Raw genomic sequence first — 12,163 nt, forward strand, 5'->3', positions numbered from 1 at the left:
GCCGATGGCTCAACGCCGTCGGCCGGGCCGGCCGGCTGGCCCGCCTCCTGGCCACGGTCGTGCCCGACGGCGACGTCGTGTCCGCCACCCTGACCCGCGGCACCGGGGCCCTGGCCGGCGAGATCCTCGCCGGCTGGGGTCTCGTGCCGGACTCCACCTGGGACCGCATGGTCACGGAGGCCGCACCGCCCGCGCGCGCCGGGTCGCCGGCCGTCGAGGTGCTCGACCTGGACCGGCACACCGACGAGATCGTCGACCTGCTCGCCCGGGCGAACCCCGGCACGCGGTCCGGTGCGACGGGTCCCCGGGCACGGCTGGCCCGCTGGTACGGGGTGCGCGCGGCGCCGACGTCGCCGGGCGCGCGCGCCGGTGCGCTGGTCGCCGTCGGATCGGCGACCCCGACGCCGACGGCGTCCGTCCACCTGGGGTCGATCGGGACGGACCCGGCACGCCGTGGGCAGGGGGTGGGCAGCGCCCTGACGGCCCGGATGACGGCGGACGGCGTCGCGGAGCACGGGCTGGTGACGCTCGGCCTGTACGACGACAACGTCACGGCGCGGCGCGTCTACGAGCGCCTGGGCTTCGTGCTGGCGCACGAGGTGGAGACCTGGCGGCGCGGGTGAGGACCCTGCCGCCCGCGCAGGTCCACGTCATCCCTGGTTAGGTAGAGGTGGGACACCGGTCCCGGTGCTCCCAGCTCCCTGAACGGGAAGGGAAGGCAGCCTCATGACCGAGAACGAGGGCGGTACGCCGCGCGATCCCCGCGATCCCCGCGATCCCCAGCCGGAGACGCCGCCTACGCAGCCGTTGCCCGGGTCGACCCCCTCGCAGGGTTCGGACCCGACACCCACGCAGCCTCTTCCGGGCGAGCCGTACCGCGCGGAGCAGCAGCCCACCCCGCCGCAGCCCGCCGGGCAGCAGCCCCCACCCCAGCAACCCACCCCGCAGCAGCCCGGCCCGCAGGAGCCGCACCCGGGCTCGCCGGCGGGTCCCGACGCGGGCCCGCCCTACGGACAGCAGGGCGTCCCGACGCCCTACGGCCAGCCGGGGGCCCCGGCCGCACCGCAGTACGGATACGGGCAGACGCCGCCCAAGAACGACCTGGGCGTGTGGGCCCTGATCACGGGCATCCTCAGCTTCGTGTTCTGCCCGCTCCTGCTCGGGATCGCGGCGATCATCACGGGCACCATGAGCCGCCGGGCCGCGGACGCGGGCCTGGCGAACAACCGCGGCATGGGCACCGCAGGTCTGATCCTGGGCTGGATCAACGTGGCTCTGGTCGTGCTCGCCATCGTGTTCTTCGTCATCGCGCTGGCGGTCGGGCTCATCTCCGGCGGCCTGAACGGATGGGGAGACATGGACCCCAACGACTGGAACTACTGACCCTGCGCACGTGCGAACACGGGTAGGTCTCCCCGCGCGGTTTTCCTGCCGCGCGGGGCGTCCTACCTGTAGGTTTGGCACCTCCGGGCCGGACCCGTCCCCCGGCTCACCGCAAAGCAGAGAGGTAGCACGATGACCCAGCCTGACGGCGGCCAGTCGCCCTACGACCCGCCGCAGCAGCCGCCCGAGCAGGGACAGCCGGCGGCGCCCGCGCCGGGCTCGGTTCCCGGCCAGCCCGCCCCCGGCCAGCCCGCCCCGTACCCGCAGGCGCCGTACGGGCAGCAGCCGTACGGACAGCAGCCCTACGGGCAGCAGCCGTACGGCGAGCAGCAGCCGGTCTACGCGCAGGGCGGTCAGCCCGCCTACGGTGCGCCGCTGCCGAAGAACAGCCTCGGCGTCTGGTCCCTCGTGCTGGGCATCCTGTCCGTCCTGGGCTGCGGCCTGCTCACCGGTATCGCGGCGATCATCACCGGTACCAAGTCCCGGCAGGCGCAGCGCGAGGGCCTCGCGGACAACGGCGGCATGGGTCTCGCGGGCCTGATCATGGGCTGGATCGGCACGGTGCTGGTCACCCTCGGCATCATCGCGTACATCGCGTTCGTGGGCTTCCTCGTCACGTCGCCCGAGTTCCAGGACAGCATCGAGCAGGAGATGCAGAACGGCTACGAGCAGGAGCTCGGCGACTCCGGCGCCACCATGGACCCCGAGCTCCAGGAGCTCATGGACGAGCTCGAGAACAGCTGAGCCCGCTCCCCGGCAGTCGATCGGCCCGCCGCACCCGAGGTGAGACTCCCTCGCTGGTGCGGCGGGCTGACTCGTCCCCTCCCGCCTGCGCCCGACGGCGCGCCCGAGCATGGAAGGCAGCACGATGACCCAGCCCGACGACGGGCCCGGCCCGCAGGACCCGAACGACCCGCCGGCCGCCCCGCAGCCGGCGGGGGACGAGCCGACGGCGCCGGACCTGCCCGCGGTCGCGCCTGCGCCCCCGACGCCGCCTGCCGGCCCCGCGTACGGGTATCCCGCGCAGCCCCCGTCGGGCCAGCCGCTCCCGTACCCGGGCCAGCCGTCCCAGGACGCCGCGGGCCACCCGGTCCAGTACCCGTCGGGCCAGCCCGGGCAGTACCCCGCCGGTCAGTACGCGTCCGGCCAGTACGCCTCAGGCCAGGTGCAGTACCCGTCGGGTCAGTACGCCTCGGGCCAGTACCCCTCCGGCCAGTACCCCTCCGGCCAGGTCCAGCCGTACCCGCCGCAGGGCCCCGCCGCGTACCAGTACGGCGCCCCGCCGCAGTACGCCTACCCGGTCGCGCCCCCGAAGAACGACCTGGGCGTCTGGTCGCTGATCACAGGCATCCTGAGCTGGATCCTCTGCCCGCTGATCCTGGGCATCGTCGCCATCGTCACCGGGAACGCCAGCCGCAAGGCGATCCGCGAGGGCCTGGCGAACAACTCGGGGATGGCGACCGCGGGCCTGGTCCTCGGCTGGATCAACGTGGCACTGACCGCCGCCGGGATACTCGTCTGGGTCGTCTTCGTGGTGGTCGGGCTCCTCGGGGCGGCGTTCACGGTGACCCAGGTATGACCGCGCCCCGGCCGTCCGCCGCGGCACTCTGCATCACGCACATCCCGGGGAAGGTGGCGGCATGACCCAGCCCGACGAGTGGAAGTCGCCCTACGACCCGCCGAAGCAGCCGGACGTCCCGCAGCCCGGGCAGCAGCCGGAGCAGCCGGAGCAGCCGCAGCAGCCGGACCAGCAGTGGGACCAGCAGGCCCAGCCCTACCCGGCCCAGCCCTACCCGGCCCAGCCGTACGCCGGGCGGCCCTACCCCTACGGCGCGCCCTATGGGTACGTGGCCCCGCCCGAGAAGAACGCGCTCGGCGTCTGGTCCCTCGTGCTGGGCATCCTCAGCGTTTTCCTGCTGTTCAGCTGCCTGGTCGGGTTCCTGGCCGCCATCCCGGCGGTCATCACCGGCCACCTGAGCCGCAAGGCGGTGCGGGAGGGCCAGGCCGACAACGGCGGCCTGGCCCTGGGCGGCATCATCACGGGCTGGGTGACGATCGGCCTGACCCTCGTCGTGGTCGTCGGGCTCGTCGTCCTGTTCAGCAACCCGGAGTTCCGGGAGGGCTTCTTCAGCCCGCAGTACAGCGACTACGAGTAGTGAGCCGCCGCGGGTCACGCACCCGCGGCCGCGCCGGCCACGTAGCCGTCGGGGCGCACCAGCAGGCCGGTCGCGCCGCCGTCCGACCGGCGGACGACGACGCGCTCGGCCGGGTCGACCTCGCCGGGCGCGGCCGGGAGGTCGGGAGCTGGCGCCCCCGCCGGGGCGACCAGCACGAACCGCCCGGCGCGGAGGGCCTCGGCGAGGCGCGTCCCGCCCTCCAGCGGGAGGTCCCGCGCCCTGGTGCCCACCAGCGGGTGCGCACCGCGGGGCGCCGGGTAGGCGACGCCGAGGGCGGAGATGGTCAGCGCCGCCCGCCGCCGGACCGGCGCCACCCGGGAGACCAGGCCGACGACGCCGCGCCGCACCGCCGCGACCAGCGGCCCCGGCAGGGTGGCGACCCGCAGGATCCCGCCGCTCGTGCGCAGCACCTGCTTCCCGACGGGGTGCCGCTCGGCCTCGTAGCCGTCGAGCACGGCGTCCGCCGCGCCGTCGGGCAGCCGCAGCGCGGCGGCGAGCCGCCAGCCGAGGTTCGCGGCGTCCTGCATGCCGGTGTTCATGCCGAGCCCGCCCGCGGGGCTGTGCACGTGCGCGGCGTCGCCGGCCAGGAACACACGGCCCGCGCGGTAGGCGGGCGCCTGCCGCTCGTCGGCGTGGAACCGGGACAGGAACCGCGCCTCGGTCATGTCGAAGTCGTCGTGCAGGGTGGCGCGGGCGATGGTGCGCACCTCGTCGAGGTCGACCGGCTCGTCCTCGCTCACGTCGCGGTCGCCGTGCCAGCCGATGAACCGGTACCAGCCGTCGCCGAACGGGGCGAGGAACCCGAGCGAGTCGTTCGCGGCGGCGACCGTGAGCAGGTCGGCGGGCTGCCGTGCCAGCCGGACGTCGGCCAGGACCATCGACCGGATCACGGCCCGGCCCGGGAACGGGATGCCGACGGCGTCGCGCACCGTGGACCGGGCGCCGTCGGTGCCGACGACGTAGCGGGCGCGCAGGTGCGGGCCGTCCGCGGTGGTGACCGTGACGCCGTCGTCGTCCTGGGCCAGGGCCGTGACGCGGGTGTCGTGCCGGAAGACGGCGCCCGCCTCCTCGGCGCGGCGGCGCAGCAGGCGCTCGACCTCGTACTGGGGCGTGACGAGCACGTACCGGAACCGGGACGGCAGATCCGCCAGGTCGACGGTGAGCCGCTGGAAGAGCCGGAGGCTGGTGACCTGCTGCCCGCGGGTGAGCAGCTCGTCCGCCAGGCCGCGCGCGTCGAGCACCTCCAGGCTGCGCGCGTGCACGGCGAACGCGCGGGTCAGGTTGCTCAGCCCGGCCGGCCGCTTCTCCAGGACGGTGACGTGCGCCCCCGCCGTGGCGAGGTCTCCGGCGAGCAGCAGGCCGGTCGGGCCGGCCCCGACGACTACGACGTCCGTGTCCATGGTGTCCTCCTGGCGTGCTGGGTCAACGAGTGTTTGCCAACGCTTGTTGACCAACGTAGCGGACCGGCTCGGCGAAGGTCAACGGATGTTGGCCTACAGTTGTTGGCATGACAGACACGGATGCTCCGCGGCGCCGGTCGGACGTGACCCGCGCGTCGATCCTGGACGCGGCCCGGGCACGGTTCGCGGCCGACGGCTACGAGCGCGCCACGGTGCGCGCCATCGCCCAGGACGCCGGGATCGACCCGTCGATGGTGATGCGCTACTACGGCTCCAAGGAGGGCCTGTTCGCGGCGGTCATCGACGTGGAGCTGGTGCTCCCGGACCTGGCCGCGATCCCCGTGGACGACGTCGGTGCGGTGCTCGTGGGGCACTTCCTCGACCTCTGGGAGCACGACAGCGTGCTGCAGACCCTGCTGCGCGTGGGAGTCACGAACGAGGCCGGGGCCGCGCGGATGCGCGACGTGTTCTCCGGGCAGATCCTGCCGCTCGCGCAGCGGTTCGTCGGGACCGGCGAGGACGCCGCGCGGCGCGCCGCGCTGGTCGCCTCGCAGGTGCTCGGCATGGCGCTGGTGCGGTACGTGCTGCGGTTCGGCCCCGCCGCGGACCTGACCCGGGCGGACGTCGTCGCCTGGCTGGGGCCCACCGTCCAGCGCTACCTCACGGCGCCGGAGCCCTGACCGGCGGGGCACGCCGCCCGCGGCTCGTGAACCGTCGTTGTTAAACGGTTAGCCCCGTGTTCTGCGGACGGGCCGCGCCGTACGTTTCCGGGACCGCGCCGCCGTCGTCGCACGAAACGGAGACCATGCCATGTCCCTCGATGCATCCGGCCCCACCCGTACCGAGACCCACAGCCGCACTCCTATCAGCACGCCCCTCCGCGCGCCCTTCCGCACGGCCCTGCCCGTCCTCCGGCGGGCGGCCCCCGTGCTCGGGTGGGTGGTCACGCTGCTCGTCGCGGCCCAGCTCGCGCAGGGCGCCTACGGCCAGCTCACCGAGTCCGACCGGTCGGTGGGCATGTTCGAGGCCATCGGCTTCCCGGCGTCGGCGGTCCTCCTGATCGGCGTGCTGCAGGGGGTCGCGGTGCTGCTCTACGTGGTGCCCTGGACGGCGTTCCTCGGTGCGCTGCTCCTGACCGCCTACCTGGGCGGCGCCGTGGCCGCGCACGTCCGGCTGGAGGACGCCCTGGCGCACACGCTCACGCCCGTCCTGTTCGCCGTGGGCGTCTGGGCCGCGCTGTTCCTGCGCAGCGAGCGGATCCGCGGGGCCGTCCTCACCGGGCGGTGACCGCGCCGGGGCGCACGCGGGTCGCGGCGACGGTGCCGTGATTCACGTTGCGCCCCGGCGTCGTCCCATGTCAGGCTGTGTGCGCTCCTGCGGGTGTGCCGCGCGTGTGAGGGAGCTACGGACAAGGACTGTGATGACGGGCATCTCCCGGTACGAGACCACCTCGCGCTGACGCCTGCCCTCCTTCGAGGGCACCGGGCGTCGGCACCATGCCACCTCCCGGGAGTCCTTGCTGTGTTGTCCAACCCTTCTGTCGTGCTGCACGACGTCACCTTTGCCTGGCCCGACGGCGCCGTCGCGCTCGATCACGTCTCCGGCGCCTTCGGCCGCGGCCGCACCGGCCTGACCGGCCTGAACGGGGCCGGGAAGTCCACGCTGCTGCGCGTCGTCGCCGGCCTGCTCGCGCCCACCTCCGGGCGGGTCGTGCTGAGCGGCACCGCCGACTACCTGCCGCAGCGCATCACGCTCGACGTGCACGCGACGGTCGCCGACCTGCTCGGCATCACGCCCGTCGTGCGGGCGCTGCGCGCCATCGAGTCGGGCGACGTCGACGAGGCGCACTTCGACGTCGTCGGCGACGACTGGGACGTCGAGGAGCGGGCCGTCGCGCTGCTGGCCGCCACCGGTCTGCCCACCGGTCTCGACCGCTCCGTGGCGACCCTGTCCGGCGGCGAGACGATGCTGACCGCGATCACGGGCGTGCGGCTGCGCCAGTCCAGCGGGGCCGCCGCCGTCGCGCTGCTCGACGAGCCGACGAACAACCTCGACGGGGACGCCCGCGAGCGCCTGTACGAGCTGGTCCGGGGCTGGCGGGGCGCGCTCGTCGTCGTCTCGCACGACCTGGCCCTGCTGGAGCTGATGGACGACACGGCCGAGCTGCGGGCCGGGTCGCTGACGACGTTCGGCGGCCCGTACTCGGAGTACCGGGCGTGGCTCCAGGTGCAGCAGGAGGCGGCGGCGCAGACGCTGCGCGCGGCCGAGCAGACGCTGCGTCGCGAGAAGCGGCAGCGGACCGAGGCGGAGGAGCGGATCGCGCACAGCGAGCGCAAGGGGCGCAAGGATGTCGCGAACAGCAAGTACGTCAAGGCCGTGATCAACGACCGCCGCAACAGCGCGGAGAAGTCCGCGGGCGCGCGGCGCGGCATGCTGGACGACAAGGTGGACGCCGCGCGCGCGGCCGTCGACCTGGCGGAGCGCGCGGTGCGCGACGACGACCGGATCTCCGTGGACCTGCCCGACCCGGGGGTGCCGGCCGGGCGGAAGCTGGCGGTGCTGCGGGGCGCGGACGGCCGGGAGGTCGTGATCCAGGGTCCGGAGCGGATCGCGCTGACGGGCCCGAACGGCGTCGGCAAGACGACCCTCCTGGAACGCCTCCTCGCCGCACCCCAACCCGCCCCCGCCTCGTTGAGTGCTGGGTATTTGCGGGCCGAAACCGTTTCGGAGCAACAAATAGCCAGCACTCAACGGGACGGGGTGGGCGGCGCGGCGTCCGGGGAGCTGTTGACCGAGCGGGCGGCGTACCTGCCGCAGCGGGTCGACGTGCTGCCGGACTCGGCCTCCGTGCTGGACGCCGTGCGGGAGGCCGCGCCGCACGTGCCGCCGGGGGAGCTGCGCAACCGGCTGGCGCGGTTCCTGGTGCGGGGCGCGGCGGTGGACCGGCCGGTGTCGACGCTGTCGGGCGGCGAGCGGTTCCGGGTGGCGCTGGCGCGTCTGCTGCTGGCGGACCCGCCGGCGCAGCTCCTGGTGCTGGACGAGCCGACGAACAACCTGGACATCGCGAGCACGGACCAGCTCGTGGACGCGCTGACCGCCTACAAGGGTGCGCTGCTCGTGGTGAGCCACGACGGCGCGTTCCTGGAGCGGCTGGGCCTGGACGCGGAGATCCGGCTCGATCCGGAGGGCAACCTGACCCAGGTGCGGCGGTGACGTGTACGGGTTAACCCTGATGCGCCATTTTTCACCCGCTGTGTACGGTCTGCGTACGAATCCGACCGACATCTTCGGGAGACGACGATGAAGACCAACCCGAGGCGCCTCGCCCTGCTCAGCTCCGTGACCGCGATGGTCCTGGCGGCCGGCGGCATGGTCGGCGCCGCCGCGACGGAGATCGCCGGGACCCGGGCCGCCGGGCAGTCCGCACCGCAGGCCGCACCGCAGGCCGTGGCGGAGAAGCTGCCCGGCGCGCCCTACCTGTACCTGGGCTGGGGCGACCCGCAGAGCGCCACCTCGGTGATGAGCGAGACCGGGGTCTCGGCGTTCACCATGGCGTTCCTGCTGTCGTCCGGCGGTTGCACGCCGGCGTGGGACGGGCAGCGTCCGCTGACCGGCGGCGTCGACGAGCAGACGATCGACGCGATCCAGGCCGCCGGCGGCCAGGTGCAGATCTCCTTCGGGGGCTACTCGGGCAACAAGCTGGGCCCGAACTGCTCCAGCCCGGAGGCGTTCGCGGGGGCGGTGCAGCAGGTCATCGACGCGCACGGGCCCGACGTCGTGGACTTCGACATCGAGAACACCGACGAGTACGAGGACTACGCCGTCCAGGACCGGATCCTGCAGGGGATCGCGATCGTCAAGCAGAACAACCCCGGCGTCAAGGCCGTGGTGACGATCCCGACCACGACGACCGGTCCGGGCGGCGCCGGCTCGCGCCTCATCACGCGTGCCGCCGAGCTGGGCACGCCGATCGACAACTACACGATCATGACGTTCGACTTCGGCGGCTCCGACATGGTGGCCGACACGATCAGCGCGGCCGAGGGCCTGAAGGACCAGCTCAAGGCGGCGCACGGCTGGTCCGACGCCGAGGCGTACTCGTACTCCGGGATCTCCGGCATGAACGGCCTGTCCGACGTCGGCGAGACCACCACGCCCGCGCAGTGGACCGAGATCCGGGACTGGGCGAACGCCAACGGCCTGTCCCGGTTCGCGTACTGGGCGGTCAACCGGGACCGGGGCTGCGAGGGCGGCGGCGTCACGTCCAACTGCAGCGGCATCGCGCAGCAGGACCTCGAGTTCACGCGGATCACCGCGGGATTCTGACCCCCGCCCCGCAGTCGTCGGGCACCGGTTCGCACCCCGCGAGCCGGTGCCCTTCGCCGTCCGGCAGCCGAACCTGTGTGGTGCCTGTACGGGTTAGCCCCAATGTTGCGGGTGGCAAAGAAGTCGTACGTTCTCCTCACTTACAGGCTTGAAAGTTCAGAGGAGGACGACCATGCAAGCACGTCAACGGCGCCATGCTCTTCTATGGCGTGGTCTCGGCGGCCTCGCGACACTGACCCTGGCCCTGGCCACCGTGCTCACGCTCGGCGGGGGCGCCCCGCCCGCGCAGGCCGCGACCGGGGCGATCACCGGGTACGGCGGCAAGTGCGTCGACGTCGCGGCGGCGAGCTCCGCGAACGGCACGCAGATCCAGCTCTACGGCTGCAACGGCACGAACGCCCAGAGCTGGGACGTGCGCACCGACGGCACGGTCCGCGCGCTCGGCAAGTGCCTCGACGTCGCGGACGCGAGCACCGCCAACGGGACCCGCATCCAGCTCTGGGACTGCAACGGCAGCGCCGCGCAGACCTGGACCGCCGGCGCGGACGGCACGCTGCGCGCGCTCGGCAAGTGCCTCGACGCGACCGGCCCGAGCTCCGCGGACGGCACCCCGCTGCAGCTCTGGGACTGCTTCGCGGGCGCCAACCAGCGCTGGACGCTGCCGTCCGGCGGCGGCAACCCCGAGCCCAACCCGGCAAAGATGCCGGGCGCGCCCTACTTCTACCTGGGCTGGGGCAACCCGCCGAGCGCCACGTCGGTGATGAGCCAGACGGGCGTGCGGGCGTTCACCATGGCGTTCATCCTCTCGTCCGGGGGCTGCAACCCCGCGTGGGACGGCAGCCGACCGCTGACCGGCGGCGTCGACCAGCAGACCATCAACGCGATCAAGGCCGCCGGCGGCCAGGTGCAGATCTCGTTCGGCGGCTGGTCCGGCAACAAGCTCGGCCCCAACTGCTCGACGCCCGCCGCGTACGCCGGGGCCGTGCAGCAGGTCATCAACGCGCACCAGCCGAACGTCGTCGACTTCGACATCGAGAACTCCGACGAGTTCGAGAACTACACGGTTCAGGACCGCATCCTGCAGGGCCTGACCATCGTCAAGCAGAACAACCCGAACGTGAAGATCGCCGTCACGATCGGCACGGGCCGCGGCGGCCCGGAGGGTGCCGGCACCCGGCTGATCAACCGGGCCGCGCAGCTCGGCGTCCCGATCGACAACTACACGATCATGCCGTTCAACTTCGGCTCCTCGAACATCGCGCAGGACACGATCAACGCGTCCGAGGGGCTGAAGAACCAGCTCAAGTCGGCCCGCGGCTGGACGGACGCCCAGGCGTACGCCCACATGGGCATCTCGGGCATGAACGGGAGCTCCGACCAGGGCGAGATCACCACCACCGCGGCCTGGACGCAGATCCGTGACTACGCGCGCAACAACGGCCTGACCCGGCTGGCGTTCTGGTCGGTCAACCGCGACCAGCCCGGGTTCGAGTTCACGCGCATCACGGGAGGCTTCTGATGAGGATCCGCAGCCGCAGGACGTCCGCGGGAACCCTGGTCGTGCTCGCGGTCGCCGTGGGGCTCGCCCTGCCCGCGGCCGCCGCGGGCACGGCGAGCGCCGCGCCCGGGCCGCGCGCCGCCGTCGGGCAGCAGGCGCCCGCCCTCCCGGACGCGGTGCCGGACGCCGGGGCCGACGCCGCTCCCGGTGCCGCACCGGCGGCCGCTCCGGCCGACGTGCCCGCGGCGTTCACGCACCCGGGCGTGCACGTCAGCGCGCCGCAGCTCGACTACATCCGGCAGCAGGTGCAGGCCGGTGCCCAGCCGTGGCGCAGCGCCTACGACTCGATGATGGGCAGCCGGTACGCGTCGCTGTCCTACACGCCGCACCCGCGGGCCGTGGTCGAGTGCGGGTCGTACTCCAACCCGAACTACGGGTGCACCGACGAGCGGGAGGACGCGATCGCGGCGTACACCCACGCCCTGGCCTGGTCGGTCACCCGGGACACGCGGTACGCGAACAAGGCGATCGCCATCATGAACGCCTGGTCGCCGGTGATCCGGGACCACACCAACTCCAACGCGCCGCTGCAGACGGCGTGGGCCGGGTCGGTGTGGCCGCGGGCCGCGGAGATCATCCGGTACACGGGCGCGGGCTGGGCCGCGGCCGACGTCGACCGGTTCGAGACGATGCTGCGCAACGTCTACCTGCCCGAGGTGATCAACGGGTCCAACAGCAACGGCAACTGGGGGCTGTCGATGATGGAGGCCGCCGTCGGCATCTCGATCTTCCTCGACGACCGCACCGCCTACGCCTCGGCGCGGCAGCGGTTCCTGGTGCGGGTGCCCGCGTTCATCTACCTGACCTCCGACGGGTCGGTGCCGCGCACCGTGCCGGGCTCCGGCCGGGACACGCCGGACCAGATCTTCTCCTACTGGCACAACCAGCGCACGCTGGTCAACGGCCTGTCGCAGGAGACCTGCCGGGACTTCACGCACACCGGCTACGGCATCTCGGCGATCTCGCACGTCGCGGAGACCGCCGCCATCCAGGGCGACGACCTGTACCCGCAGGTGGGCGAGCGCCTGCGGCACGCGCTCGGGTTCCACTCGACCTACCAGCGGGGCACCGCGGTGCCGTCCTGGCTCTGCGGCGGGTCGGTGAACCTGGGCCTCGGCCCGGTCACCGAGGTCGGGTTCAACGCCCTGCACAACCGGCAGGGGTTCGCGATGAGCAACACCCAGGCCCTGACGGAGTCCACCCGCCCGGCCGGTACCAACAACCTGTTCGTGGCCTGGGAGACCCTGACCCACGCGAACAACCCGGCCGTCCTGCCCTGACCCCTCCCGTTGAGTGCGGGGTATTTGTCGGCTCGAAGG

12 protein-coding genes are annotated in these 12,163 nt (G+C 73.2%); 11 read left to right on the top strand and 1 reads right to left on the bottom strand.

The window, feature by feature from the left end:
* The 5 genes from ACFWEJ_RS20805 to ACFWEJ_RS20825 form a co-directional block, all read left to right on the top strand.
* Positions 1–623, top strand: a 623-nt coding sequence (locus tag ACFWEJ_RS20805) for a GNAT family N-acetyltransferase (protein WP_377231091.1), incomplete at its 5' end; no start/stop codon positions are given.
* 103 nt (positions 624–726) lie between these two features.
* A complete protein-coding gene (locus ACFWEJ_RS20810) occupies positions 727–1,383 on the top strand; it encodes a DUF4190 domain-containing protein (protein WP_377231092.1) in 657 nt (218 codons plus the stop codon).
* Positions 1,384–1,515: 132 nt separating this feature from the next.
* Positions 1,516–2,127, top strand: coding sequence for a DUF4190 domain-containing protein (locus ACFWEJ_RS20815; RefSeq protein ID WP_377231093.1), 612 nt, complete (start codon positions 1,516–1,518; stop codon positions 2,125–2,127).
* A 124-nt stretch (positions 2,128–2,251) separates the two neighbouring features.
* Entirely contained in the window at positions 2,252–2,962 is a 711-nt protein-coding gene (locus ACFWEJ_RS20820) for a DUF4190 domain-containing protein (protein ID WP_377231094.1), read from the top strand.
* 61 nt (positions 2,963–3,023) lie between these two features.
* On the top strand, positions 3,024–3,539 hold the full coding sequence (locus ACFWEJ_RS20825) for a DUF4190 domain-containing protein (protein WP_377231095.1): 516 nt from the start codon (positions 3,024–3,026) through the stop codon (positions 3,537–3,539).
* Between the two features lie 14 nt (positions 3,540–3,553).
* On the opposite strand, the gene ACFWEJ_RS20830 is transcribed toward ACFWEJ_RS20825, so the two are convergent.
* Positions 3,554–4,960 (bottom strand): FAD-dependent monooxygenase, encoded by a 1,407-nt coding sequence (locus ACFWEJ_RS20830; protein ID WP_377231096.1) that lies wholly within the window; start codon positions 4,958–4,960, stop codon positions 3,554–3,556.
* 107 nt (positions 4,961–5,067) lie between these two features.
* On the opposite strand from ACFWEJ_RS20830, the gene ACFWEJ_RS20835 reads away from it, so the two are divergent.
* From ACFWEJ_RS20835 to ACFWEJ_RS20860, 6 genes are all read left to right on the top strand, one after another.
* Complete coding sequence (locus ACFWEJ_RS20835; protein ID WP_377231097.1) at positions 5,068–5,640, top strand: TetR family transcriptional regulator; 573 nt, start codon at positions 5,068–5,070, stop codon at positions 5,638–5,640.
* Positions 5,641–5,770: 130 nt separating this feature from the next.
* On the top strand, positions 5,771–6,247 hold the full coding sequence (locus ACFWEJ_RS20840) for a DoxX family protein (RefSeq protein ID WP_377231098.1): 477 nt from the start codon (positions 5,771–5,773) through the stop codon (positions 6,245–6,247).
* A gap of 255 nt (positions 6,248–6,502) precedes the next feature.
* Positions 6,503–8,173 (top strand): ABC-F family ATP-binding cassette domain-containing protein, encoded by a 1,671-nt coding sequence (locus tag ACFWEJ_RS20845; protein WP_377231099.1) that lies wholly within the window; start codon positions 6,503–6,505, stop codon positions 8,171–8,173.
* Between the two features lie 87 nt (positions 8,174–8,260).
* Positions 8,261–9,286, top strand: coding sequence for a chitinase (locus tag ACFWEJ_RS20850; RefSeq protein WP_377231100.1), 1,026 nt, complete (start codon positions 8,261–8,263; stop codon positions 9,284–9,286).
* A gap of 172 nt (positions 9,287–9,458) precedes the next feature.
* Positions 9,459–10,805, top strand: a complete 1,347-nt coding sequence (locus tag ACFWEJ_RS20855; protein ID WP_377231101.1) for a ricin-type beta-trefoil lectin domain protein — start codon at positions 9,459–9,461, stop codon at positions 10,803–10,805.
* Entirely contained in the window at positions 10,805–12,124 is a 1,320-nt protein-coding gene (locus tag ACFWEJ_RS20860; RefSeq protein WP_377231102.1) for an alginate lyase family protein, read from the top strand. Before ACFWEJ_RS20855 ends, ACFWEJ_RS20860 begins: the two co-directional genes overlap by 1 nt.
* Positions 12,125–12,163: the final 39 nt, after the last annotated feature.

The sequence above is a fragment of the Promicromonospora sp. NPDC060204 genome, assembly GCF_042728455.1.
GTDB lineage: Bacteria > Actinomycetota > Actinomycetes > Actinomycetales > Cellulomonadaceae > Promicromonospora.

Bases quoted from the DNA above. Each gene is read 5' to 3' on its own strand.
- ACFWEJ_RS20850 (WP_377231100.1), top strand. From the start codon at position 8,261: ATGAAGACCAACCCGAGGCGCCTCGCCCTGCTCAGCTCCGTGACCGCG.
- ACFWEJ_RS20810 (WP_377231092.1), top strand. From the start codon at position 727: ATGACCGAGAACGAGGGCGGTACGCCGCGCGATCCCCGCGATCCCCGC.
- ACFWEJ_RS20830 (WP_377231096.1), bottom strand. From the start codon at position 4,960: ATGGACACGGACGTCGTAGTCGTCGGGGCCGGCCCGACCGGCCTGCTG.
- ACFWEJ_RS20840 (WP_377231098.1), top strand. From the start codon at position 5,771: ATGTCCCTCGATGCATCCGGCCCCACCCGTACCGAGACCCACAGCCGC.
- ACFWEJ_RS20815 (WP_377231093.1), top strand. From the start codon at position 1,516: ATGACCCAGCCTGACGGCGGCCAGTCGCCCTACGACCCGCCGCAGCAG.
- ACFWEJ_RS20820 (WP_377231094.1), top strand. From the start codon at position 2,252: ATGACCCAGCCCGACGACGGGCCCGGCCCGCAGGACCCGAACGACCCG.
- ACFWEJ_RS20835 (WP_377231097.1), top strand. From the start codon at position 5,068: ATGACAGACACGGATGCTCCGCGGCGCCGGTCGGACGTGACCCGCGCG.
- ACFWEJ_RS20825 (WP_377231095.1), top strand. From the start codon at position 3,024: ATGACCCAGCCCGACGAGTGGAAGTCGCCCTACGACCCGCCGAAGCAG.
- ACFWEJ_RS20860 (WP_377231102.1), top strand. From the start codon at position 10,805: ATGAGGATCCGCAGCCGCAGGACGTCCGCGGGAACCCTGGTCGTGCTC.
- ACFWEJ_RS20855 (WP_377231101.1), top strand. From the start codon at position 9,459: ATGCAAGCACGTCAACGGCGCCATGCTCTTCTATGGCGTGGTCTCGGC.